Annotated in this window: 19 protein-coding genes and 1 pseudogene; 5 read left to right on the top strand and 15 right to left on the bottom strand. The window is 62.3% G+C overall.

Annotated elements, in window-relative coordinates:
- Positions 1 to 18: 18 nt before the first annotated feature.
- Both ACWTU8_RS05060 and ACWTU8_RS05055 read right to left on the bottom strand, forming a co-directional pair.
- Entirely contained in the window at positions 19 to 1,269 is a 1,251-nt protein-coding gene (locus ACWTU8_RS05060) for a Zn-dependent hydrolase (protein WP_455847275.1), read from the bottom strand.
- Positions 1,270 to 1,338: 69 nt separating this feature from the next.
- Entirely contained in the window at positions 1,339 to 2,667 is a 1,329-nt protein-coding gene (locus tag ACWTU8_RS05055; RefSeq protein ID WP_127315311.1) for an aspartate aminotransferase family protein, read from the bottom strand.
- A 255-nt stretch (positions 2,668 to 2,922) separates the two neighbouring features.
- Here ACWTU8_RS05055 and ACWTU8_RS05050 point away from each other — a divergent pair, with 255 nt between their 5' ends.
- Together ACWTU8_RS05050 and ACWTU8_RS05045 are read left to right on the top strand one after the other, a co-directional pair.
- Entirely contained in the window at positions 2,923 to 3,552 is a 630-nt protein-coding gene (locus ACWTU8_RS05050) for a TetR family transcriptional regulator C-terminal domain-containing protein (RefSeq protein ID WP_455841299.1), read from the top strand.
- A gap of 208 nt (positions 3,553 to 3,760) precedes the next feature.
- Positions 3,761 to 4,594 carry an SDR family NAD(P)-dependent oxidoreductase gene (locus ACWTU8_RS05045; RefSeq protein ID WP_455847274.1) on the top strand — a complete coding sequence of 278 codons (834 nt, stop codon included), beginning with the start codon at positions 3,761 to 3,763 and terminating at the stop codon, positions 4,592 to 4,594.
- A gap of 128 nt (positions 4,595 to 4,722) precedes the next feature.
- Here the strand turns inward: ACWTU8_RS05045 and ACWTU8_RS05040 are convergent, their stop codons facing one another.
- The 6 genes from ACWTU8_RS05040 to ACWTU8_RS05015 form a co-directional block, all read right to left on the bottom strand.
- Entirely contained in the window at positions 4,723 to 5,055 is a 333-nt protein-coding gene (locus ACWTU8_RS05040) for a DoxX family protein (protein ID WP_455847273.1), read from the bottom strand.
- A 103-nt stretch (positions 5,056 to 5,158) separates the two neighbouring features.
- Positions 5,159 to 5,617 (bottom strand): carboxymuconolactone decarboxylase family protein, encoded by a 459-nt coding sequence (locus ACWTU8_RS05035; protein ID WP_455847272.1) that lies wholly within the window; start codon positions 5,615 to 5,617, stop codon positions 5,159 to 5,161.
- Between the two features lie 13 nt (positions 5,618 to 5,630).
- Positions 5,631 to 6,149 carry an RrF2 family transcriptional regulator gene (locus ACWTU8_RS05030; protein ID WP_455847271.1) on the bottom strand — a complete coding sequence of 173 codons (519 nt, stop codon included), beginning with the start codon at positions 6,147 to 6,149 and terminating at the stop codon, positions 5,631 to 5,633.
- Between the two features lie 374 nt (positions 6,150 to 6,523).
- Positions 6,524 to 7,837 carry an NAD-dependent dihydropyrimidine dehydrogenase subunit PreA gene (gene preA, locus ACWTU8_RS05025; protein ID WP_287335853.1) on the bottom strand — a complete coding sequence of 438 codons (1,314 nt, stop codon included), beginning with the start codon at positions 7,835 to 7,837 and terminating at the stop codon, positions 6,524 to 6,526.
- Positions 7,838 to 7,839: 2 nt separating this feature from the next.
- Complete coding sequence (locus tag ACWTU8_RS05020; protein WP_455847270.1) at positions 7,840 to 9,204, bottom strand: NAD(P)-dependent oxidoreductase; 1,365 nt, start codon at positions 9,202 to 9,204, stop codon at positions 7,840 to 7,842.
- A 141-nt stretch (positions 9,205 to 9,345) separates the two neighbouring features.
- Entirely contained in the window at positions 9,346 to 10,062 is a 717-nt protein-coding gene (locus ACWTU8_RS05015; RefSeq protein WP_455847269.1) for a gamma-glutamylcyclotransferase, read from the bottom strand.
- A 173-nt stretch (positions 10,063 to 10,235) separates the two neighbouring features.
- On the opposite strand from ACWTU8_RS05015, the gene ACWTU8_RS05010 reads away from it, so the two are divergent.
- A complete protein-coding gene (locus tag ACWTU8_RS05010) occupies positions 10,236 to 11,012 on the top strand; it encodes a VOC family protein (RefSeq protein ID WP_455847268.1) in 777 nt (258 codons plus the stop codon).
- Between the two features lie 87 nt (positions 11,013 to 11,099).
- On the opposite strand, the gene ACWTU8_RS05005 is transcribed toward ACWTU8_RS05010, so the two are convergent.
- Complete coding sequence (locus ACWTU8_RS05005) at positions 11,100 to 11,588, bottom strand: hypothetical protein (RefSeq protein ID WP_455847267.1); 489 nt, start codon at positions 11,586 to 11,588, stop codon at positions 11,100 to 11,102.
- A 194-nt stretch (positions 11,589 to 11,782) separates the two neighbouring features.
- Between ACWTU8_RS05005 and ACWTU8_RS05000 the strand changes: the two are divergent.
- A pseudogene (locus ACWTU8_RS05000) lies at positions 11,783 to 12,174 on the top strand (DoxX family protein).
- A gap of 19 nt (positions 12,175 to 12,193) precedes the next feature.
- Here the strand turns inward: ACWTU8_RS05000 and ACWTU8_RS04995 are convergent.
- Both ACWTU8_RS04995 and ACWTU8_RS04990 read right to left on the bottom strand, forming a co-directional pair.
- Positions 12,194 to 14,635: a GcvT family protein gene (locus ACWTU8_RS04995; RefSeq protein WP_455847266.1), complete on the bottom strand. Its 2,442-nt coding sequence runs from the start codon at positions 14,633 to 14,635 to the stop codon at positions 12,194 to 12,196.
- A 119-nt stretch (positions 14,636 to 14,754) separates the two neighbouring features.
- Positions 14,755 to 16,293: a trimethylamine methyltransferase family protein gene (locus ACWTU8_RS04990; RefSeq protein ID WP_455847265.1), complete on the bottom strand. Its 1,539-nt coding sequence runs from the start codon at positions 16,291 to 16,293 to the stop codon at positions 14,755 to 14,757.
- Between the two features lie 218 nt (positions 16,294 to 16,511).
- Between ACWTU8_RS04990 and ACWTU8_RS04985 the strand changes: the two genes are divergently transcribed.
- Positions 16,512 to 17,102, top strand: a complete 591-nt coding sequence (locus ACWTU8_RS04985; protein WP_455847264.1) for a transglycosylase SLT domain-containing protein — start codon at positions 16,512 to 16,514, stop codon at positions 17,100 to 17,102.
- A gap of 13 nt (positions 17,103 to 17,115) precedes the next feature.
- On the opposite strand, the gene ACWTU8_RS04980 is transcribed toward ACWTU8_RS04985, so the two are convergent.
- From ACWTU8_RS04980 to ACWTU8_RS04965, 4 genes are all read right to left on the bottom strand, one after another.
- The gene (locus tag ACWTU8_RS04980; protein WP_287086912.1) at positions 17,116 to 19,320 is read right to left on the bottom strand and encodes a dipeptide ABC transporter ATP-binding protein; all 2,205 of its coding nucleotides are present in this window, start codon (positions 19,318 to 19,320) and stop codon (positions 17,116 to 17,118) included.
- Positions 19,321 to 19,372: 52 nt separating this feature from the next.
- Positions 19,373 to 20,530: an ABC transporter permease gene (locus tag ACWTU8_RS04975; RefSeq protein ID WP_455847263.1), complete on the bottom strand. Its 1,158-nt coding sequence runs from the start codon at positions 20,528 to 20,530 to the stop codon at positions 19,373 to 19,375.
- Positions 20,531 to 20,542: 12 nt separating this feature from the next.
- Positions 20,543 to 21,577 carry an ABC transporter permease gene (locus ACWTU8_RS04970; RefSeq protein WP_455847262.1) on the bottom strand — a complete coding sequence of 345 codons (1,035 nt, stop codon included), beginning with the start codon at positions 21,575 to 21,577 and terminating at the stop codon, positions 20,543 to 20,545.
- Positions 21,578 to 21,743: 166 nt separating this feature from the next.
- Positions 21,744 to 23,396, bottom strand: coding sequence for an ABC transporter substrate-binding protein (locus ACWTU8_RS04965; protein ID WP_455847261.1), 1,653 nt, complete (start codon positions 23,394 to 23,396; stop codon positions 21,744 to 21,746).
- Positions 23,397 to 23,415: the final 19 nt, after the last annotated feature.

Raw genomic sequence — 23,415 nt, 5'->3', positions numbered from 1 at the left:
TGAATCTTGGTTTCTAGTTCACTCCACAATCACCGCTGTTTCCACCACCGCGTGGAACAGCACGTCGGCGCCGGCCGCCGCCCATTCCTTGGTGATTTCCTCGGCCTCATTGTGCGACAGCCCGTCGACGCACGGGCACATCACCATTGCGGTGGGCGCGACGCGGTTGATCCAGCAGGCGTCGTGGCCGGCGCCGGAGACGATATTGCGGTGCGTATAACCCAGGCGCTCTGCCGCATCCCGCACAGCCTTGACGCAGCCCGCATCGAAAGTGACCGGATCGAAATGGCCGACCTGCTCGATTTGATATTTGATGTCGAGCGCATCGCAGATCGTGTCGATGCCTTCGCGGATGCGGCCGTCCATCGCGTCGAGCACTTCCTTTTCCGGCGAGCGGATGTCGATGGTGAACACGGTGCGGCCGGCGATGATATTGCGCGAATTGGGATAGACCTCCATATGGCCGACCGCGCCGACGGCGTCGGGCTGGTAGTCCATGGCGATCTCGTGCACCAGTTCGATCACCCGGGCCATGCCGAGCCCGGCATTGCGGCGCTTCGGCATCGGCGTCGAACCGGTATGGGCCTCCTTGCCGGTCAGTGTCACCTGCAGCCATTTCAGTCCCTGGCCATGGGTGACGACACCGATGTCGATGCCTTCATCCTCGAGGATCGGGCCCTGCTCGATATGCAGCTCGAAAAAGGCGTGGATCTTGCGCTCACCGACCTTCTCGGTGCCCTTCCAGCCGATGCGTTCGAGCTCCTCGCCGAATTTCTTGCCGTCCTTATCGACATGCGAATAGACATCGGCCTGGTCGAGGACGCCGGCGAAAACGCCGGACGCCATCATGGCCGGCGCAAAGCGCGCGCCTTCCTCGTTCGTCCAGTTGGTGACGACGATCGGATGTTTTGTCTTGATGCCGAGCTCGTTGAGCGAGCGCACGATCTCCAACCCGCCAAGCACGCCGAGCACGCCGTCATACTTGCCGCCGGTCGGCTGGGTGTCGAGATGGCTGCCGACATAGACCGGCGGCAGATCAGGGTCGGCGCCTTCTCGGCGGGCAAACATCGTGCCCATCTCGTCGAGGCCCATTTCGAGCCCCGCCGCCTCGCACCAGCGCCTGAACAGATGCCGCCCCTCGCCATCGTCGTCAGTCAAGGTCTGGCGATTGTTGCCGCCGGCAATGCCGGGGCCGATCTTCGCCATCTCCATTATCGAATCCCACAAACGGTCTGAATTGATTCGCAGATTCTCGCCGGGAGCTGCCATTCAAGTTCCTCTCATCTATTCACATATAGGGCGACGGTTCCCGTCGCCGCCCTATACGTTGTGGAGTATTTAGTCCACAGCCCTCAGCACTTCACGCACATGGTCGATCAATTCGTTGATCTGGCCCTTGGTGATGATCAGCGGCGGCGACAGCGCGATGATGTCGCCGGTGGTGCGGATCAGGGCGCCGCGCTCGAACGCCTTGACGAAGGCCGAGAAGGCACGCTTGGTCGGACTGCCGGGGATGGGCGCCAGCTCGATCGCGCCGATCAGGCCGATGTTGCGGATATCGATGACGTTCGGCTCCCCCTTCAGCGAATGCAGCGCGTCTTCCCAATACGGCGCCAATTCCTCGCCGCGGGTCAGCAGCCCCTCTTCCTTGTAGGTGTCGAGCGTGCCGAGCGCAGCCGCACAGGCGATCGGATTGCCCGAATAGGTGTAGCCGTGGAAGAACTCGATCATATGCTCGGGGCCGGTCATGAAGGCGTCGTGGATCTCCTTCTTGACGAACACCGCGCCCATCGGGATGACGCCATTGGAGACGCCTTTGGCGGTCGTCATAATATCGGGGGTGACGCCGAAATAGTCGGCGGCAAACGGCGTGCCGAGGCGGCCGAAGCCCGTGATGACCTCGTCGAAGATCAACAGGATGCCGTGCTTGGTGCAAATCTCGCGTAGCCTCTCGAGATAGCCCTTCGGCGGCAGGATGACGCCGGTGGAACCGGCCACCGGCTCGACGATGACGGCCGCGATGGTCGAGGCGTCATGCAGCGCAACGATGCGCTCCAGCTCGTTGGCCAATTCCGCGCCATGCTCGGGCACGCCCTTGGTGAACGAATTCTTCTCGGGAAGATGCGTGTGCGGCATGTGGTCGACGCCACCGAGCAGCGTGCCGAACATCTTGCGATTGGTGACGATACCGCCGACCGAGATGCCGCCGAAATTGACGCCGTGATAGCCGCGCTCGCGGCCGATCAGGCGGGTGCGTGAGCCCTCACCTTTGGCGCGATGGTAGGCGATCGCCATCTTCAGCGCGGTCTCCACCGATTCCGATCCGGAATTGGTGAAGAACACGTGGTCCATGCCCTTCGGCGCGAGGTCGACCAAACGGTTCGCCAGTTCGAAGACGATCGGGTGGCCCATCTGAAAGGCAGGCGCATAGTCGAGTTCGGCTGCCTGTTGCTGGATCGCCTCGGTGATCTTCGGCCGGCAGTGGCCGGCATTGACGCACCACAGGCCGGCGGTGCCGTCGAGAACCTTGCGCCCGTCGCTGGTCGTGTAATGCATGTCCTTGGCGGACACCATCATGCGAGGCGCCTGTTTGAATTGCCGGTTCGCCGTGAACGGCATCCAGAATGCGCTGAGATCGTTCGGCGTGACTTTCAGCCGGTTGGACATGACCAAGACTTCCCCTTGTAACCTGTTTCGGTGCGGCTAACGCTTGGTCTTCCCGACACTTGGTCTCTGCTGCGTTTTCGTGCTACGCAAATTTTTGACCGATTGGACAAACGTTAGCACCGCCCTGTCGGCGGTCAAGGGATTACTAGCGGAAATGCGGCAGCTGAGGCGCGCTCCACAGGCCGGAGAAAAACTGGTCCAGAGAATTGGTCCAGATGACCCTCGCGGCAATGTCCTGCGGGGATGACGACAGGCATGGACACCCCTGCCCCGCGCCGCACCCGCATCCAGCAGGAAAAGCGCGAGCTCATCCTGGAGGCGGCGCTCGAGGTCTTCTCAACCAACGGCTTTCGCGGCTCGACCATCGACCAGATCGCCGAAGCCGCCGGCATGTCGAAGCCGAATCTGCTCTACTATTTCCGTCGCAAGGAGGACATCCACGAGACGCTGATGCAGCGGCTTCTGGACACCTGGCTGGCGCCGTTGCGCGAACTGGACGACATCGGCGATCCCCTAACCGAATTGCGCAGCTACATCAGGCGCAAACTCGAAATGGCGCGCGATTTTCCTAGGGAAAGCCGGCTCTTCGCGAACGAGATCCTGCAGGGCGCGCCGCGCATCATGCCGATGCTTGAAGGCGAGCTGAAGACGCTGGTCGACGAGAAGGCCGCCATCATCAAGGGTTGGATGCGCGCCGGCAAGATCGCCCGCACCGACCCCTGGCACCTGATCTTCTCGATCTGGGCGACGACGCAGCACTATGCCGATTTCGACGTTCAGGTCCGCGCCGTGCTCGGCCCCAACCGCGGCGGCGACGGCCGCTTCGAGGATGCGGCAAGGTTTCTCGAGCAATTGTTCGTCGACGGGCTGAAGCCGAAGAGCTAACTCTCGCTTCGTCATCCAGGGGTCTGCGCTGCGTCGCTACGCTCCTTGCTGCGCCCCAGGATGACGAAGCTGACGGGCTGCGGCCACCATCGGCTGAATGCGTCGGGGAACCATCGGCGCCATTAGCAGTATCGATAAAGGTTGACCTGTTTGACGCGTGCCGGACGTCCCATCTTCCACTCAGAGCAACGACACTGAGGCTCCAAGCATGGAACTGAAAGACAAGACCGTCCTCATCACCGGATCGACCGACGGCGTCGGCCGCTTGGTCGCGCAAAGGCTCGGCGCCGGCGGCGCGCGGCTCCTGGTGCATGGTCGCGATGCGACACGGGGCCAGGCGGCGGTCGCCGAGATCGAAGCCGCTGGTGGCAAGGCCGAGCTTCTCGTCGCCGACCTCTCGTCCCTGGTCGAGGTCCGCCGCCTCGCCGAGGCCGTGCGCGCCAGGACTGACCGGCTCGACATTCTCATCAACAACGCCGGCATTGGCACCGCAGGCACCAAACGACAGGTCAGCGCCGACGGCTACGAACTGCGCTTTGCCGTCAACTATCTCGCCGGCTTCCTGCTCACATCGGAGCTTCTGCCGCTGCTCAAGGCGAGCGCGCCGGCGCGCATCGTCAATGTCGCCTCGGCCGGCCAGCAGGCGATCGATTTCGACGATGTCATGCTGACCCGCAACTATGACGGCGTTCGCGCTTACAGCCAGAGCAAGCTGGCGCAAATCATGTTCACCATCGATCTGGCGCAGGAACTGAAGGGCACCAATGTGACCGTCAACAGCCTGCATCCCGCAAGCTACATGAACACCACCATGGTCCGGCAGGCAGGCATCACGCCTTGGAACTCGGTCGAAACCGGCGCCGATGCCATCCTCAATCTCGCGACGTCGCCCGCGCTCGAAGGGCGGAGCGGCCTCTATTTCGACGGCCAGAGAGAATCTCGCGCCAATGCGCAGGCCTATGACGCAAAGGGAAGACAGCAATTGCGGACATTGAGCCTCGACCTCGTCGGGCGTCAGTCAGCCACCTTAACATCGAGATAACGTTCACGAGCGAGAAACCCTCACATGCCGTGATCGTCGGCGGCTCTTCCGCGTCGGCCGCGCGGCGCGGAAGCTGGCTGTCGCCAAAGACTGTGACGGCTGCCTCCACGAGGCGGCCGTCCGAACCATCAAAGCGGCTGCGCCGCCAGCGCCAGGAATCCCCCAGTCAACGCCACATTGCCGACAAAGCCATTGATACGGGACGCGCGCTCGGGCCCCTGATGATCCCAGAAATTGTGGAACATCGGGGTAGCGACAATTAGGAACAGCACCAGGCACAGAGCGGCGGCAGCGGTCCAAACACCTGATATCACCAGAACTCCGGCGACGATCTGGAGGACGATCCCCAACCATAGCATCAGCCACGCCTGCGGCACGCCGCGCGTCGCCATCAACTGGGTGAGGAAGGTTGCGTTCTGGACGCTGCGCAGGCCGGCAAAGACGAACGCGCCGCCAAGCACAGGCGGGCGGCAAGAAGAATCTCATTCTCAAAATTCGACAACATGTTCTTGATCCCACAGCAAAGCGGGCACGCGGCGCAAGGCCGCGCGCCGGTTCGACCGCTCAAGCGGCGTTCGCCGCCGGCATCGGATGAATGGCCTGGAACGGGATGCAAAGCCGGTTCCAGGTGTTGATCATGCCAAGCGCGACAGACAGCTTTACCAATTCCTCTTCCGAGAAATGCTCGAGCGTCCTTGCATAGAGTTCGTCCGACACACCGTTGTCGGCGATCCTGGTCAGCGCATCGGTCCAGGCGAAGGCTGCACGTTCGCGCTCTGAAAACAGCGGCGATTCCTTCCAGGCGGAGACCAGATATAGCCGCTGCTCGCTTTCGCCGTCGCGGCGCGCTTCGCGGCTGTGCATCTCGACGCAATACGAGCAGCCGTTGATCTGCGACGCCCTGAGCTTGATCAGATGCAACAGGCTTTTTTCGAGCCCGCATTCGTCGACTGCCTTGTTGAGCGCCGACACCGCCTTCATGATCTCCGGCGCCGCGCCGAAAAATTGCAGCCTCTGTTTCATCGTCTGTAGCCTTTCATGCTTGCTTGGTTGAACTTGATTTCTGCGGCCGCTGATGGCGCTCGACGAAGGCGCAGTTCGCGGCGATCGAACGGGGATCGGCATCGGCCGTGTATTCCGCAACGATGTCGGACAGCCGCGCGTCGGCGAGCGCTGCGCGATAGGCACGCTCGGCCTTCAGCATCGCTACGTTGATGCCGCAAGGTTTGACATAGACCGAGGCATCGAGCTTCGCTGGGCCGCGCTGGCGGATTTCGGCGCAACGGAAGGCCGGTTCGCGCCCCTCGACGGCCAATACGATATCGAGCAGCGTTATGCGTTCCGCCGGCCGCGCCAGCCGGTAGCCGCCGTACGGCCCCGGCACCGATTCCAGAATGCCCGACGCGGTCAGCGCGTTGAGATGCTTGAGGAGATAGCTCGGCGACAGCCCGAACGCTTCGGCCATGGCAGCACCCGGCATGGTCGCCGCGCCTTCCATTCCGGCAAGCATCGCGGCGCAGTGGATGGCCGCTTCGACGCCCTCGCCCAGCTTCATCGTGCTGATCTCCGATTCATGGATACTGTTTATCGTGGATAATTTTTATCCGCAATATGAAAACGAAAAATCTCTACGTGTTTGCGATGGCCGCGAAAGAGAGATTGCCGAAGAGCGAAGGTCTGGCGGCTTTCGACACGCAGCACGCGACTTCTGTTCCTCGCCCCCGCAGAGCGGGGGAGAGGTGGCCCGGCGAAGCCGGGACGGCGAGGGAGCATGACGTTTGCGACGACAGAAACGGTAAAGGATGAGGCGCAGGATAAAAGGCCATCAGGGAGCCATTCCCAGTCGCCCCGAAGACCCCTCTCCGCCCCGGCTTCGCCGGGCCACCTCTCCCCATTTCGTGGGGTGAGGAACTCCGGCTGAAGCGAGCCCTACTCCGCCGCCACCTTGGCCATCGGGTTGTTTGGATGCGTCGTCCAGTTGGCGTAGACCGGCGACACCGGTCTGCCGGTGCGCTGGTCCATCACGCCAGCCGCCAGCGGCTCCATGGTGATGCAGTTCTCGACCGGGCAGACATTGACGCAGAGATTGCAGCCGACGCATTCGGCCTCGATCACCTCGAAATGCCTGACGCCATCGACGATTGCGGTGATCGCCTGGTGCGAGGTGTCCTCGCAGGCGATGTGGCAGCGGCCGCATTTGATGCAGGCCTCCTGGTCGATATGCGCCTTGGCAACGTAATTCAGGTTGAGATATTGCCAGTCGGTGACATTGGGCGTGGCGCGGCCGATGATGTCGTCGAGCGAGGCATGGCCCTTCTCGTCCATCCAGTTCTCCAGGCCGGCGATCATCTCCTGCACGATCTTGAAGCCATAGGTCATCGCCGCCGTGCAGACCTGCACATTGCCGGCGCCGAGCGCCATGAATTCGGCAGCGTCGCGCCACGTGGTGATGCCGCCGATGCCGGAGATCGGCAGCCCATACGTTTCCGGATCGCGGGCGATCTCGGCCACCATGTTCATGGCGATCGGCTTCACCGCCGGGCCGCAATAGCCGCCATGCGAACCCTTGCCGTCGATCGTCGGCTCCGGCGCGAAACTATCGAGATTGACGCCGGTGATCGAGTTGATGGTGTTGATCAGCGACACCGCGTCGGTGCCGCCGGCAAGAGCGGCACGCGCCGGCTTGCGTATGTCGGTGATGTTGGGCGTCAGCTTGGTGATAACAGGCATGCGGGTGTTGGCCTTGCACCAGCGCACCACCATTTCGATGTATTCCGGCACCTGGCCGACGGCGGCGCCCATGCCGCGTTCCGACATGCCGTGCGGACAGCCGAAATTGAGCTCGATGCCATCGGCCCCCGTCTCCTCGACCACCGGCAGGATCGCCTTCCACGCATGCTCCTCGCAAGGCACCATCAGCGAGACGACGATGGCGCGGTCGGGCCAGTCCATCTTGACCTGCTTGATCTCGCGCAGATTGACCTGCAGGTCGCGGTCGGTGATCAGCTCGATGTTGTTCAAGCCGAGCAGGCGGCGGTCGGCGCCCCAGATCGCGCCGTAGCGCGGACCGTTGACGTTGACCACCGGCGGCCCCTCTTCGCCGAGCGTCTTCCACACCACGCCGCCCCAGCCCGCCTTGAAGGCGCGGATGACGTTGTAGGCCTTGTCGGTCGGCGGGGCCGAGGCCAGCCAGAACGGATTCGGCGATTTGATGCCGACGAAATTATTTCTGATATCTGCCATGCTCATGCCCTCCCGATTGAGGTCAGTGCCCGGTGGATCGATTCGGCCGCGTCGCGGCCTTGCGCCACGGCCGAGACGGTCAGATCGTCGCCGCCAAAGATGCAGTCGCCGCCGGCCCAGACATTGGCCAGCGAGGTGCGGCCTTCGGCATCGACTTTGATGCGGCCGGCTTCCAAAGCAAGCAAGGCCCCGCTGCCGTTGAGCGCAGCCGGGACGAAGCTCTGGCCGATCGCCTTGAACACCTGGTCCGCGACCAGTGTCAGCCGCTCGCCGGTGCCGACGAGCTTGTCGCCATCCATCGCCGTGTATTCGAGTTCGATGCCCGACACCTTGCCGCCTTCGGCAATGACCCGCTTCGGTTGCAGCCAGTGACGGATGACGACGCCGTTGGCGGCAGCCAGATCCTGCTCGAATTCGGAAGCGTTCATGTGCTCCTGCCCGCGCCGGTAGCAGATCGTCACCTCTTCGGCGCCGAGCAGCTTCGACTGCACCGCCGCATCGATCGCCGTCATGCCGCCGCCGATGACGACGACACGCCGGCCGACCGGCAGGCTGGCAAGGTCACTGGCCTGGCGAAGCTCGGCGATGAACTCCACCGCATTGGTGACGCCTTGCGCCTCCTCGCCGTCGGCGCGCAGCGCGTTGACGCCGCCAAGGCCCATGCCGAGAAACACCGCGTCATAATTCCTAGTCAGGTCCGACAATTGGTAGTCGCGGCCGAGCGCCTTGCCATTCTGGATGTCGATGCCGCCGATCGACAGGACGTAATCGACCTCGGCCTGGGCAAAATTGTCGATGCTCTTGTAGGCGGCGATGCCGTACTCATTGAGACCGCCGGCTTTCGGACGGGCTTCCAGGATGGTCACCTCATGACCATGGCGGGCAAGCCGATGGGCGGCGGCAAGACCTGCCGGTCCGGCGCCGACCACGGCGACCGTCTTGCCGGTCGGGGCGGCGCGCGCATAAAACTGCTTATTCTCAGCCATGGCGACATCGGTTGCATAACGCTGCAGGCGGCCGATCTGCACCGGCTTGCCTTCCGCCACTTCGCGCACGCAGACCTCTTCGCACAGCGTCTCGGTCGGACAGACGCGGGCGCACATGCCGCCCAAAATGTTCTGGTCGAAAATCGTCTTGGCCGAGCCGATCGGATTGCCTGTCGAGATCTGGCGGATGAACAACGGGATGTCGATCGAGGTCGGGCATGCGTTCATGCACGGTGCGTCGTAGCAGAAATAGCAGCGATCGGACTCGACCAGCGCCTCGTGATGATCGAGCGGCGGATGCAGGTCGGAAAAATTATCGGCATACTGTTCGGGCGAAAGCCGGCCGCCGGCAATGCCCTGCTTGAAATGACCAGTCGCCATTCCGCTCCCCATTCTTGTGGTTTTGAGGAAGGCTAACACGTTTTGTTTTTTTATCAATTGGTCAATTTTCGACGCAAGCCGCTGAAAACCCAGAAATAAAACATGATAAACAAACTCATGTTATCGAGATTTCACGCGCGATCACTGTGTGGAGAGGAGGCCCATTCCGGGGGTGCTGCCATGGATCGACCTGATCTCGTCCGCGACCAGTTCCTGCAGCCGCCACAAATTGCGGTCACGAATGCCGAATTCTTCCAGGTGACTCACGGTGTTGTAGAGGTATTCGGCGCCGGACCCGACATGCCCGCATGCCCTGGCCAGCACCCGCGCCACATTTTCCAAGGGCTGATTGAGCGAGGTGCCCCTGCCGGTTACGCCGACCCAGAAGCCCAGCGCCCTGAGCGTGCCTTGAGCCGTACGCACCGGAAGCCACCTGACTGAGCCGACACTCTCGTGATCGTCGATCTCGCGCCGCAACAGTTTTTCGATCTGCAGCGGCTTTTCCCCCTCCGGCAAGCGGTAGATCACACCATCGCATCGGCCACCTCGTTCGAGCGCCATCATCAGTCCCGGCTGCGCAGCGCTGCCGCGCCAGCGGGCAATGTCAAGACAGAAGGACCGGTGCCAGCCGAAAGCGGTAGCGCGCTGTCGTTCGACGGACTCGAAAGCCGGCTTCCAGATCAGCGAGCCATAGGCGAACACCCACAAGGGGCCCGCGTCTGCTTCGCTCGATAGCCGCGACGCGAGGGTCTGGAAATCCTCATCGTTCAGTTGCGTCCAGCTTCCATCGGGACCGGGATCGGCCTCCTCCCGATGGCATAGCGCGACAAGCTCTGAAGTGAGCGACATCCGGCGCATGGACCAACACCCCTCGTTGACTAAAGGAAAGGCGAAAACCGCGAAATACGCAAGACTTGAACGGCGGTGCCTTGCCTCGGTCGATTCTTGACCCAGGTGTCGGATTCACGTCGCGAAGATCGTCCTAGGATGGATCGCACACGATCAACGACAGAAACGCAAGGAGCACGACGATGCCAGAATCCCCCATGCCCTTCTTCTGGTACGAGCTAATGACCACCGATCTCGACGCTGCCGAGGCCTTCTACACGAATGTGGTCGGCTGGAAAGCGCAGGTTTTCGACGGGGCGCCAGGCATGCCTCGTTACATTGTGATGAATGTCGGCGAGCGCGGCGTTGCCGGGCTGATGGCGCAGCCAGAAGAAGTACGCAAGACGGGCATGCCGCCGGCCTGGGTCGGCTACATCCATACCAGGGATGTCGACGCCGCAACGAAGTCGTTGAAGGCGGCGGGCGGCACTGTTCACCGCGAACCCGACGACATCCCCGGTGTCGGTCGCTTTGCCGTCGTCGCCGATCCGCAAGGTGCGGTGTTCAATTTCCTGCAGCCCGACGGTCCGGACCAACCTGCCCTGCCGGCCACCACTCCTGGCAGTATCGGCTGGCATGAGCTCTATACATCAGACTGGAAGGCGGCCCTCGATTTCTACTCCGACCAGTTCGGCTGGGAAACGGGCGATGCCATGGATATGGGGCCGATGGGCATCTACCAACTCTTTGCCGCCGGCGGCGAACCTATTGGCGGCATGATGAACAAGCCCGAGCAGATCCCCGTGCCGGTCTGGCAGTTCTATTTCAATGTACCTAGCATCGATGCGGCGGCCAAGCGCGTGACCGACAATGGCGGTCAAATCCTGGTGGGCCCGATGGAGGTTCCGGGTGGAAGCTGGATCGTAATGTGCACGGACCCGCAAGGCGCCCATTTCGCGCTAACGGCGCCGGTGCGGTAACAACGTCGGCAGCAGTGGCCGATCTCCCCCATTGGGGGAGATGTCCGGCAGGACAAGGAGGAGCCCTGTCCTTCCGGCCCCCGAGAATTACTCCGGCGCCAGCACCGCGACCTTGAGGGTCTCTTTTTTCGCGCCGCTGAACTGCACGGTGGCCGGACCGGCGGCCAGCTTGAAGCGCACGCTCTTGCGAATCCCCGGACAGGTCTTCATACGACTGAAAGCCGCCGACTTCACGGCTCTGCCGTCCTGAACGACATCGACCCAGGCCTCATCAGACAGGCTGATCTGGAGCTCTCCCTCAGGGGGCACGGCCACGCTTGCCGTCGCGCCGAATGTACCGGCTGCCGGCGCGCGTTCCGGCGGAACTGTGAAGCTGATCGTGTCGACCGGCGCCAACGCCACATCTGCAGCCTCGCCGACCGAAAGGTCAGCCCCGGACTGCGCGGCGGGCGCTGCCGCAAACAGGGCCTGCTCGCGCGTCACCGGCCATTTGAAAGCAGCACAGCTGGCGTCGTCGGCTATGGCGACGCTCGTGCCTGCAAGGATTGCGAATAGGCTGACGACGACTTTTTTCATGGCAAAGGTAACCCGCATGGTTTGGAGCTACACATCAATACAACCACAGAGATATAAATGCAACCATAGAGAGAAAAAATATATGAGGTAAACTATTTCCAATCACCGATTGTTGATGCCAGGCCATGGCAAGTGAGTGGTCCATTGCCTGGCCATAATTTATGGCCGATCCCGAGGGGTGAATGGAGCTTTTGATGAAGCTTTTCGACGGCCTGCCAGATATCAGCCGCAGGCGCTAGGGGGTTCTGCGAATCATGACCGCGTTGCAGTTCATCGACCACGGCACCCAGAAACTGTTCAATTTCCCGGTCAGCGATCATGCCGGCACCCTGAGCGGCCTACGCTCACCGCGGGCCTCCTCGAATTCGTCGGCGGCATCCTGCTGGTTTTGGGGCTGTTCACCAAGCCGGTCGCGTTCCTTCTTAGCGGCCAGATGGCGATCGCCTATTTCATGGCCCACATGCCGCGTGACTTCTTCCCGGTCAACAACGGCGGCGATGCGGCAATCTCCTTCTGCTTCATCTTCCTTTATCTTGTGTTCGCCGGTCCCGGCGCCTTGGCGCTGGACAACCGCCGCAGCGCTTGAGCCGCCACCAGCGGCGCCTTTACCCCCGCATCCGCTCGAGATTCGCGTCGAACAGCGGTGTCGGCTGCACGCGCGCGGGAAAGCGCTTGCCCAACAGCTCAATCTGGAAACCGTCGGCCTCGTCGGCGATTTCCTTCGGGACATAGCCCATGGCCACAGACGTCTCCGAATGGTGCGCGTAGCCGCCTGACGTGACCCAGCCGCGCACGGCCCCGTCGAACCAGATCGGCTCGTCGCCGATGACGTCGGCGTCCGCCGCATCGACGACAAAGGCGCGCAGCCGTAGCTTGCCGCCTTGCTGGCGCTCGGCCACTGCAGCCTCCTTGCCGATGAAATCGGCCTCCTTGCCATAGGCGACGAAACGGTCGAGGCCGGCTTCGAGCGGCCCGTAGATCGGCCGGTATTCGCGCGCCCACGAGCCGTAGTTCTTCTCAAGCCGCAGCGCGTTTAGCGCGCGTGAGCCGAACAGGCCGATGCCGAATTCTTCGCCCGCCGCCATCAAGGTCTGGTACGCGGCACGCTGGTACTCCGGTGCCACCCAGATCTCGTAGCCGAGATCGCCGGTGTAGCTGACGCGGCCGACCAGGCATGGCGCCATGCCGACATCCATCTTGGCCGTAGCCATGAACGGAAACGCCGCATTCGACACATCCGCCCGCGTAACCCTGGCCAACACGTCCCGCGCCTTGGGTCCTGCGATCGACAGGCCCGTCAGCTTCGCCCCCAGCGCCTCGATACGGACCGAGCCATCTTGCGGCAGATGCGCCTCGAACCAGCGCATGTGATACTGCTCGGCAATGCCGGAGCCGGCGAGGAACCAGTCCTCCCCGTTGGAATTGGGACTGCCGAGATTGGCCAGCGAAAAGTCGCCGATCAGCCTGCCGTCTTCCTTCAGCATCGGCGCCAGCGTCATGCGGCCGGGTTTTGGCAGCTTGCAGGCAAGCAGGCGGTCGAGCCAGCCCGCCGCGCCCTCGCCCGTCACCCTGTATTTGGCGAATGACGAGATTTCCGACAGGCCGACACGTGTCCGCACCGTCTTCACCTCTTTTGCGACATGCTGGAAATCGCTCGAGCGCCGCCACGAGAACTCGTCCTTGACGCCCTCGGGCGCATACCACAGCGGCACTTCCAGCCCATAGGCCACGCCCCATTGCGCGCCCTTGGCCGACAAAAGGTCATAGACCGGCGTGGTCTTGAGCGGCCGCCCGGCAGGCAGCTCCTCATTGGGGAAGCGGATGGAAAAACGCCGCGAATAATTCTCACGCACCTTGGCGTTGGTGTAGGCCATCGTCGCCCAGTCGCCGTAGCGCGCGACATCCATCGCCCAGATGTCGGCGCCGGGATCGCCCTCGATCATCCAGTTCGCCAGCGCCAGGCCGACGCCGCCGCCCTGTGAGAAACCCGCCATGACGCCGCAGGCGACCCAGAAACCCGGCAGGCCGCGCACCGGTCCGACCAGCGGGTTGCCGTCCGGCGCGAAGGTGAAGGGACCGTTGATGATCTGCTTGATGCCGGTGTTCTGGAAGGCCGGGAAATGCCTGAAGCCGACTTCCAGCGACGGCGCGATGCGGTCGATGTCGGGCTCCAGCAGTTCGTGGCCGAAATTCCACGGCGTGGAAAATTCGGACCATGGCTTATTGGCCTTCTCATAGGTACCCATCAGCATGCCGCCGCGCTCCTGGCGCAGATAGAGCTCGCCGTCGAAATCGACCGCGTGGATGATCTCCGTGCCGGTCTTCTGGTTCCAGGCGGCGACTTCCGGCATGTCCTCGGTGATCAGGTACATGTGCTCCATCGCCAGCACCGGCAGTTCCAGCCCGATCATGCGGCCGACCTCGCGCGCCCATAGACCGCCGGCGTTGACGACATGCTCGGCCACCACGTCGCCCTTGTTGGTGATGACGCGCCACAGCCCGTCGGGGCGGCGCACGATGCCCTCGACCTTGGTGAAGCGCTCAACCTCGGCGCCAAGTTTTCTCGCGGCCTTGGCATAGGCATGGGTGACGCCCGATGGATCGAGATGACCGTCCTCCTTGTTGCGGACGGCGCCGACGAACTGCTTCGGATCGAGCAGCGGCATCAGTTCGGCCGCTTCGTTCGGCGAAATCTCCTCGAGGTCGATGCCGAGATAGCGTCCCTTGGCGACGACGCCGCGCAGCCAGTCGAGCCGCGCCTCGGTCGCCGCCAAAAGCACGCCGCCGGTCAGATGCACGCCGGTCGCCTGGCCGGACAGCTCCTCGATCTCCTTATAGAGCGAGATCGTGTATTTCTGCAGCTTGGCGACGTTGGGATCGCCATTGATCGTATGCATGCCGCCGGCCGCATGCCAGGTCGAGCCGGAGGTCAGCTCGTCACGCTCCAGAAGCAAAATGTCGGTCCAGCCGTGACGGGCGAGATGGAACAGCACGGAACAGCCGACGACGCCTCCGCCAAGGACCACGACCTTTGCATGCGATTTCATGGATTTTCTCGTTTATTTCAGTGGGTTGGACGGGTGACGTGAATCGGGATGGAAGGAGCTGAATCACCCCCCTCTGGCCGGCAGGCCAGAGGGGGTTCTCGAGGACGCACGACACAACATCACGGCTCGCCCTGCCCGATCGCTTCCTTGCGCTTTGCCACATACGCCTCCAGCGCCTCGCGTACAGAAATATCCATCGCCGGCTCGACGTAATCTTCCAGCGCTTTCTTCCACAGCCGCGTCGCCCGCGCGGTGGCGTCGAGCCCGCCGGCCTCCTGCCAGGCCTCGTAATTCTGCCAATTGGAGAGCATCGGCTGATAGAAGGCGGTGGCGTAGCGCTCCAGCGTGTGCGGCTCGCCGAAGAAATGGCCGCCGGTCGGCACCGCCCCCAATGCCTCGACTGCGAGTTCGGCCTCGTTGACTTCGATCGGGCGCAAAAACTCCATCATGTGCTGGATCATCTCGACGTCGATGATGAACTTTTCGAACGACGCGGTCAGCCCGCCCTCCTGCCAGCCGGCGGCGTGGTAGACGAGATTGCCGTGGCCGAGCACCGCGCCCCACAGCGCCATCAGCGTCTCATAGGCGCCTTGCGCGTCGGCGGCGTTGGAGGCCGAGCCCGGCGTCGTCCGGTAAGGCAGTCCATAGCGCCGCGCCAGCTGCCCGGAGGCGATGTTGGCCTTGGTGTTCTCCGGCGTGCCGAACGCCGGTGCACCGGACTTCATGTCGACATTGGAGGTGAAGGCGCCATACATGACCGGGGCGCCAGGGCGGACAAGCTGCGTCAAGACCACGCCGAACAGCGCCTCGGCGTTCTGTTGGGCGAGCGCGCCGGCAAGCGTCACCGGGCTCATCGCCCCCATCAGCGTGAACGGCGTCACCGCGACCGATTGGCCGAACTCGGCCATGGTCATCAGCCCTTCGGCCATCATCTCGTCGAAGCGGCGCGGCGAGTTGACCGAAATGATGGTGGTGATGCCGGGATCATCGCGCATCTCATCAAGCGTCAATCCGCGCGCGATTGCCATCATTTCGATGCCGTCGAGTGCCCTGCCGCGGCCGATCGCCGAGACGTGAAAACTTTTGTCGGTCAGCGTCAGATTGGCAAAATAGGTGTCGAGGTGGCGTGAATTGGCCGGCAGTTCCACCGGGGCGCAGACCTGGTTGCCCAGCATGTGGATGCAGTTGAAATGCTGCGCCAGCCGGGTGAGATCGCAATAGTCGCGCAGGTTTCCGGCGCGGCGGCCGCGGTCCATGTCGTGCACGTTAGGCGGCCCCGCAACCAGTGTGAAGTTGATGGTGTTGCCGCCGAGGTGGACGGCACGGGCCGGGTTGCGCGGCGTCAGCGTGTAGCTCGACTGCGTCGTCTTCAGTGCCTCATCGATCATGCCGCGGTCGATGCGGACAGTCATCGACGCGTGATCGACCTTGGCTCCGGCATTCTCGAACAGCAAGAGCGCCCGCGGGCTCATCACCTCGATGCCGAAATTCTCCAAAATGTGCATCGACGCCTGGTGGATCGCCTCGATCTGGTCGGCCGAGAGCATCGCCATTGGCGGATAGGGATTTGTCACGCGGCGCAACGGCAGTTGCGGAATGGCGGCCGGTCCCCGGTAGCTGGTTCGCTCGGCGCCGCGCTTGCGTCTCGGTTCGTTCATGCCGCGCATCAAAGCGCTGGCAGGAGGATCGGGCTGTCAGAAATCCGCCACCCGCGGGCGTGATTTTAGCCAAGGCGGCATACTGGGAATTTCGTGCGGACAAAAGCGACAAAAAAGGTCGGAATATCTATCCTCGCTCTACCCCGACCAAAGCGGCCGATGAGCCGTTAAGGAACGCAGCAAGATTCCTTTTATGTTTTCGGCCTAATCCTGTTCCAATGGGTAAGTCGAGTTTTAGTAAAATTATAGCTGTTACCGTGTTGCTGGCGCTGTCGGCCTGCGCGACGCCGCCGCGCCATATCAACGATGTCTGCGCCGTGTTCGACCAAAATGACGGTTGGTTCGACAACTGGCAGGCGGCGGCCGAACGCGCCGAAAAGAAGCACGGCGTGCCGGTTCCCGTGCTGATGGCGACGGTGCGGAAGGAATCTGGTTTCAAGAGCAACGCCAGGCCGCCGCGCACCAAGCTTCTCGGCTTCATTCCCTGGAAACGTGTCTCCAGCGCCACCGGCTTCTCGCAGGCGCTCGACGGCACCTGGGCGCAGTATCAAAGCGAGACCGGCAGCTGGGCGGCGCGCCGCACCAGCTTTGCCGATGCCGTCGATTTCGTCGGCTGGTATCATTCCAAGACATCAGACACGCTCGGCGTCGCCCGCAACGACACCTACAACCTCTATCTGGCCTATTATCTCGGCTGGACGGCCTATGGCCGCGGGAATCGCGGCGATGCCGGCGTGCAGCGCTATGCGCGAGCCACCGAGAAGATGGCTCGGGATTATGCCGCGCAGCTACGCCAATGCGCGCGTTGATGAAGCCAAGGATCTAGCCATCCGTCAGCTTCGGCCTTTTGCCGCGCGGACGCTTGGGCGGAGCGCCGGCAAAGCCAGGACCGATGCCTTGCGGCGCGTCGTCCGGCAACCCCTCATGGGCGGCATGCTCCTTGTCGAATTTGATTACCGGCTCCATTTTCGCCAGCACGTCGTCGGCAAGCCAGCACAGGCTCAAATGACCGTCGCCGAGATTCTTCACCGGCGGCACCTGCGTCTCGCAAAGATTGTCCGGCACCAGCTTCTTGTAGCCGCAACGCGTCTGGAACGGACAGCCGGTTGGCGGGTTCATCGCCGACGGAATGTCGCCCTCCAGCACGATGTGCTTCTTGATCACGCTGGTGTCGGCGATCGGGATCGCCGACAGCAACGCCTCGGTATAGGGATGATAGGGGGGCGAAAATATCTGGTCGGTCGTGCCCTGCTCGACGATATAGCCGAGATACATGACGACGACACGATCGGCGATGTAGCGCACCACCGACAGGTCGTGGCTGATGAACAGCATCGTCGTCTTGTTCTTGCGCTGGATGTCCATCAGGAGCTCAGTCACCGCCGCCTGCACCGACACGTCGAGCGCCGAAACCGGCTCGTCGGCCACCACCACCTTGGCGTCGCCGGCAAAGGCCCGCGCCACGCCGATGCGCTGCTTCTGGCCGCCTGAGAGCTGGCGCGGCTTGCGGGTCTCGAACGCCCGCGGCAGCTTCACCAGGTCGAGAAGCTCCAGCATGCGCTGACGGCGATCGGCGACCGTGTTGCCGACATTGAACTTTTCCAGCGTGCGGATGATCTGCGAACCGACCGTATGGCTGGGATTGAGCGTGTCGAACGGATTCTGGAACACCATCTGGATCGACGACACCGTCTCGACACTGCGCTTCTCGACGCCGGTCGACTGGATCTGTTGGTTGCCGAGCGTCACGCTGCCCGAGCTTGCCGTCTCCAGCCCGAGCAGCACCTTGGCCAGCGTCGACTTCCCACAACCGGACTCGCCGACAATGGCGACGGTCTCGGATTCGCGCGCCATGAAGGAGATCGTCTCGTTGGCCTTGACGACGCGGCCCTCGCTTGAGCCGAACACTTCGCTGCCGCCGACCTTGTAGTATTTTTTGAGGTCCTCGATCTTGAGCACCGGCGCGCCGGGCTCGACGCGCTCGTTGACCTTCTTGGCGCCGGGCGGCAGCGCCTCCCAGTCGATCTCGTTGAAGCGCACGCAGCGCGAAAAATGGCCTTCATGGCCGTCGACCGCGATCATCGGGATTTCGGCGGCGTTGCAGACGCCCTCGACGAAATGGTGGCAGCGGGGGCCGAAATTGCAGCCCTTCGGCCGCTCGTGCGGCAGCGGCAATTGCCCCGGTATGGAGATCAGAGGCCGCGAATTCTTGTCGGCGCCGGGCAGCGGGATCGAGCGGAACAGGCCTTGCGTGTAGGGATGGCGCATCCGGTCGAAGACGTCCTTAATCTTGCCGGTCTCCACCGCTTCGCCCGAATACATCACCGTAATGCGGTCGCAGGTTTCCAGGATCAGGCCGAGATTATGCGACACGAAGATCATGGAGGTGCCGAACTTCTCGCCGAGCCCCTTGACCAGGTCGACGATGCCGGCTTCCACCGTCACGTCGAGCGCCGTCGTCGGCTCGTCGAGCAGGAGCAGCGCCGGCTTCGATAGCAGCGCCATGGCGATGACGATACGCTGTTGCTGGCCACCGGAAAGCTGGTGCGGAAAGGAGCGCATCATGCGCTCGGGATCGGGCAGCCTGACCGCGCGCACCATTTCCAGCGCGCGTCTATAAGCCTCTTCCTTCGACACCTTGTCATGGATCAGCGGCACTTCCATCAGTTGCTGGCCGACCTTCATCGCCGGGTTCAGGCTGGCCATCGGCTCCTGGTAGATCATCGCGATCTTGTTGCCGCGGATGGCGCGCAGTTCCTCGTCGGACAGCTCGCCCATGTCCTTGCCCTGGAACTTTATCCGACCGCCGACGATCTTTCCGATGTTGGAGAGGTCGCGCATGATGCCGAGCGACACGGTCGACTTGCCGCAGCCGGATTCGCCGACGATGCCCATCGCTTCGCCAGGCATGACCGTGCAGGAGAAGTCCATAACGGCCGGTATCTCACCCTTGCGGGTGAAGAAGGAGATCGACAGGTTCTCGATCTCGATGATCGGCTCGGCGGGATTTCGAACTGCCTCATTCATGGGTCGCTCCAATCCTTGTTCTTTCAAGCATATCGGGTCGAGAACCCGTCCATCAATCTTTCATCGATTGTTCACGCAGCGAGTCGGCCAACAGATTAAGGCCCAGCACGAACGACATCAGCGCGATCGTCGGCGGCAGCGCCGGATGGATGAAGGAGCGCAGCAGCCGGCTGGCGTCCTTGATCGCGGTGCCCCAGTCCGGACTCTCGGGCGCCAGCCCCAGCCCAAAATAGCCGAGCGTGCCGAGCAGGATCGTGGTGTAGCCGATACGCAGGCACGCATCGACGATCAGCGGCCCGCGTGCATTGGGAAGGATCTCCCACAGCATGATGTACCAGGGCGATTCACCGCGCGTCTGCGCCGCCGCCACATAGTCGCGCGTCTTGATGTCCATGACAAGGCCGCGCACTATGCGGAACACGCCAGGGCTGGAGGCGAACACCACCGCCACGAAGATGTTGAGCTGGTTGGGATCGATATGGATGATCCTGAACGGGTCGGCATCGAAGACCAGGCCGGCATAGACCCAGCCGCCAATGACAATGGTCAGCCCCAGGAGGATGTAAAGGCGGTCGGGCCGCTTCTTGTAGCGTGTCCAGAACAGCACGCTGAAGAAGATGATCGGGAACAGGAAGAACAGGCCAGCCATCGCATAGGGGATCGGCGTCTCCATGATGCCCGGTGTCACCAAGAGGTAGAACAGAAGGATCACCGGGAAGGCCAGCACCAGGTTGGCGAGGAAGGACAGCACCGTATCAATCCTGCCGCCATAATAGCCGGCCGGCAGGCCAAGCGTGATACCGACCATCAGCGCGAAACCGGTCGCCGCCGGCGCGATGATCAGCACGATCTGACTGCCATAGACCATGCGGCTGAACACGTCGCGGGCAAGCTTGTCACCGCCGAACAGGTAGACCAGTCCCGATTGCGGCTCGACCGCGCCCGGCAGCGCATCCTTCATGATGGGGATCTGGACAAGCGGATTGAAGGGCGAGATGGTCGACGCGAAGATCGCCGTGAACAGCCAGAACAGGCAGATGCCGACGCCGACGATGCCGACGCTGCTGTCGAACAGCTGACCGTAGAGGCCAAGCCTCTTTTTGTAGGCGAAGCTCACCCCCATCACCAGGACGAGAGAAATCCAGACCGGCCAGAAACGCGCAAGCACGCCAAGCACCACATCGACGGCGCCGATATATTCAAGCTGCATCCGCTCGATCCCCTATTGAACTCTGATACGCGGATTGAGAAACGCGTAGCCGACATCGGAAATGAGCTGCGTGATCAGGACGATGAACACCGAGACCAGGGAGCAGCCGAGCAAAAGATCGATATCGTTGTTGCCGGCCGCCTCGACCAGCGTGTAGCCAAATCCCTGGTAGCGGAACATCACCTCGACGATGACGACGCCGGTGAGCAGCCAGGGAAATTGCAGCATGATGACAGTGAACGGCGCGATCAGCGCGTTGCGCAGCGCATGCTTGACCACGACGCTGCCGAAGGAGAGGCCCTTCAACCGCGCGGTGCGGATATATTGCTGCGTCATCACCTCGACCATCGAAGCGCGGGTCATGCGGGCGATGTAGCCGATGCCGTAGATCGCCAGCGTCATCACAGGCAAAGTGAAATTGTAGAAGGTGATGCCCCGGCTGGCCGAAGCCGCCGAACCGTTCAGCAGGCCGAGCCATGAGGCGAAAATGACGGTGAAAATGACGCCCGACACATATTCGGGCGTCGCCGTCGAGGCGATCGAGGCGACGGACAACGTTCGATCGGTTCGCGAGCCTTCTCGCATGCCGGCGAGGATGCCGATCAGAAGCGAGATCGGCACCATCACCACAAGCACCCAGAACATCAGAATACCGGTGGCGCCGAGCGCCGGGAAAAGCTTCGACGCGACCGTCGTTTTGAACTTGGTCGAGCAGCCGAAATCACCCTGTAGCACGCCGGAGAACGTTGGCTCGACAGGATCGTTGCAGAACGAAAAACGGCGCGCGGGTTTGCCCGTTGCCGGGTCTGTGACCGGCTGTTTGGGCGCGATACCCAGCCATTGGCCATAGCGGGAGAAGAAATTCTGGCGATAGCCATGGTTGACCAGCCAGCTTTCGAGCTGCTCGGCCGAGGTGTGCATTTCGGTCTGGCTGATCGCCAGTTTTTTCAGATTGGGGTCGAGATTGATCAGGAAGAAGACGACCAATGTCAGGCACAGCATCGTCAATGCCATTGTGCCGAGGCGTCGAAGGATGAAGGAAAGCATGGCGGCCCCCTGCCGATCGGGTTGGGGTCAGGTGCTGTCAACCCTTGATTTGTCGCATGAGCCGGCCTGAAAAGTCAGCACCTTTTTGCGCTGATCCCACATTTGGATCATGTTCGAAACAGGAGGGAGGGAACAACGCCCTCCCTCCCCTTTGGCTTCGATCCGATCAGGCCTCGTCGAGCCAGACCTTGCCGTAGTCGCGCTCGAAGGTCGGGTGCATGGCGTAGTTCTTAACGGCAGCCACCGAGTGACTGTAGAGCTTGCGCCAGTAGGGCTGGATGATGATTCCGGAATCCTGCAGGATCTGCTCGATGTCCTTCATCATCTCCTTGCGCTTGGCGGCGTCGGCAACAGCGAGCGCGGCGTTGAGCTTGGCATCCCATTCGGGATTCGACCAGGCGGTTTCGTTCCAGGCTTCTCCGGTGCGGTAGCCGATCGCCAGAACCTGGACGCCGAGCGGCCGCATGTTCCAGTTGGTCATCGACAGCGGATACTTCGTCCAGTCGTTCCAGAACGTCGAACCCGGCAGCACCGTGCGCTTCACCTTGATGCCGGCGTCGCGCATCTGCGCGGCGATCGCATCGCCGGTATTCTTGTGCCAGTCTTCGTCGACCGTGATCAGCTCGTGCTCGAAATCGGCCTGACCGGCTTCCTCCATCAGCGCCTTCGCCTTGGCCGGATCGCGGGCAATCTTCGGCAGCTCGTAATATTCCGGATGGATCGGGCTGACATGGTGGTTTTCGGCGACAGTACCGGCATTGGCCATGCCAAGCTGCAGCACGACGGCGTTGTCGACTGCGAGCTGCAGCGCGTTGCGGACCTTCTGATCGTCATAAGGCTTGTTGGCCACATTGGTGCGGCAGACGATGGTCGCTGCGGTGACCACCTCGTACTTGACCAGGTCGACACCGTCGAGGATCGACACATAGTCGGCCGACGTCTCGAAATTGGTATGGACCTCTCCCGATTCGAAGGCGCTGACCGTAGCCGCGGGATCGGTGCCGTAGTCGATGAACTCGATGCCGTCGAGGAAGACCTCGCCGTCCCACCACTTGTTGTCTTCGCGGCGCTTGTAGACGACCTTCTGGCCGACATCGTAGGAGACGAGCTCGAACGGGCCGGTGCCGATCGGGCAGGCTTTGAAATCGCCGCCCTTTTCGTCGAAGGTCTTGTGGACGATGAGGCCGGGATAGTCGCACACGTTGGGAATGAGCGCGATATCAGGCGTGCTGAGCTTTAGCTTGACCGTGTGTTCGTCGACCTTGGTGACTGCGCTCTCATCCAGCTTGTCGTCCTTGACCAGCGAGCCGAGACGACCGGGCATGGAATTGCCTTCGGCTTTCTTGTCGGCCCAACGCTTGAAGTTGAAGATGACGTCATCCGCGGTGAACGGATCGCCATTGTTCCAGGTGACGCCCTTGCGCACATGCAGCGTGTATTCGGTGGCGTCGTCGTTGACGTCCCAGCTCTCGAGGAGGTAGGGGCGGAACGTGAATTCGTTTGTGTACTTGACCAACGGCTCGAGTGCCTGGCGCTCGGCATTGGCGATTTCCGACCAGTCGGCCTTGCGCGGATCCTTCGGATCCTTGATCCACATGGCGACCTTCAATATGCCGCCCTTCTTGCCCTGTACGTCCTGCGCTCTCGCCGGCGTCGGGTTGGCGAGGCCGAGCATACCATAGGCCATCGCCGTGGACGCGCCGAAGACGCTGGCCAGAGCCAGAAACTCGCGGCGGTCGACACGTCCGGCCTTGGCTTCTTCGGCCATTGCATGGATGTGATCCGGAACGCGATCGCCATTACTCTTGTAGATTGTCATCACGAAACTCCCATTGTTG

This window comes from Mesorhizobium sp. BHbdii (assembly GCF_053848045.1).
The sequence above is the reverse complement of the archived record's forward strand: the minus strand, read 5'-3'. Positions and strand labels throughout refer to the sequence as shown.

Excerpts from the sequence above, each read along its gene's own strand:
- ACWTU8_RS04970 (WP_455847262.1), bottom strand. The coding sequence starts at position 21,577 with ATGCTTTCCTTCATCCTTCGACGCCTCGGCACAATGGCATTGACGATG.
- ACWTU8_RS04995 (WP_455847266.1), bottom strand. The coding sequence starts at position 14,635 with ATGAAATCGCATGCAAAGGTCGTGGTCCTTGGCGGAGGCGTCGTCGGC.
- preA (WP_287335853.1), bottom strand. The coding sequence starts at position 7,837 with ATGGCAGATATCAGAAATAATTTCGTCGGCATCAAATCGCCGAATCCG.
- ACWTU8_RS05060 (WP_455847275.1), bottom strand. The coding sequence starts at position 1,269 with ATGGCAGCTCCCGGCGAGAATCTGCGAATCAATTCAGACCGTTTGTGG.
- ACWTU8_RS04980 (WP_287086912.1), bottom strand. The coding sequence starts at position 19,320 with ATGAATGAGGCAGTTCGAAATCCCGCCGAGCCGATCATCGAGATCGAG.
- ACWTU8_RS05020 (WP_455847270.1), bottom strand. The coding sequence starts at position 9,204 with ATGGCGACTGGTCATTTCAAGCAGGGCATTGCCGGCGGCCGGCTTTCG.
- ACWTU8_RS05005 (WP_455847267.1), bottom strand. The coding sequence starts at position 11,588 with ATGAAAAAAGTCGTCGTCAGCCTATTCGCAATCCTTGCAGGCACGAGC.
- ACWTU8_RS04990 (WP_455847265.1), bottom strand. The coding sequence starts at position 16,293 with ATGAACGAACCGAGACGCAAGCGCGGCGCCGAGCGAACCAGCTACCGG.
- ACWTU8_RS05010 (WP_455847268.1), top strand. The coding sequence starts at position 10,236 with ATGCCAGAATCCCCCATGCCCTTCTTCTGGTACGAGCTAATGACCACC.
- ACWTU8_RS05055 (WP_127315311.1), bottom strand. The coding sequence starts at position 2,667 with ATGTCCAACCGGCTGAAAGTCACGCCGAACGATCTCAGCGCATTCTGG.
- ACWTU8_RS05050 (WP_455841299.1), top strand. The coding sequence starts at position 2,923 with ATGGACACCCCTGCCCCGCGCCGCACCCGCATCCAGCAGGAAAAGCGC.
- ACWTU8_RS04975 (WP_455847263.1), bottom strand. The coding sequence starts at position 20,530 with ATGCAGCTTGAATATATCGGCGCCGTCGATGTGGTGCTTGGCGTGCTT.
- ACWTU8_RS05030 (WP_455847271.1), bottom strand. The coding sequence starts at position 6,149 with ATGAAGCTGGGCGAGGGCGTCGAAGCGGCCATCCACTGCGCCGCGATG.
- ACWTU8_RS05045 (WP_455847274.1), top strand. The coding sequence starts at position 3,761 with ATGGAACTGAAAGACAAGACCGTCCTCATCACCGGATCGACCGACGGC.
- ACWTU8_RS04965 (WP_455847261.1), bottom strand. The coding sequence starts at position 23,396 with ATGACAATCTACAAGAGTAATGGCGATCGCGTTCCGGATCACATCCAT.
- ACWTU8_RS05015 (WP_455847269.1), bottom strand. The coding sequence starts at position 10,062 with ATGCGCCGGATGTCGCTCACTTCAGAGCTTGTCGCGCTATGCCATCGG.
- ACWTU8_RS05035 (WP_455847272.1), bottom strand. The coding sequence starts at position 5,617 with ATGAAACAGAGGCTGCAATTTTTCGGCGCGGCGCCGGAGATCATGAAG.
- ACWTU8_RS04985 (WP_455847264.1), top strand. The coding sequence starts at position 16,512 with ATGGGTAAGTCGAGTTTTAGTAAAATTATAGCTGTTACCGTGTTGCTG.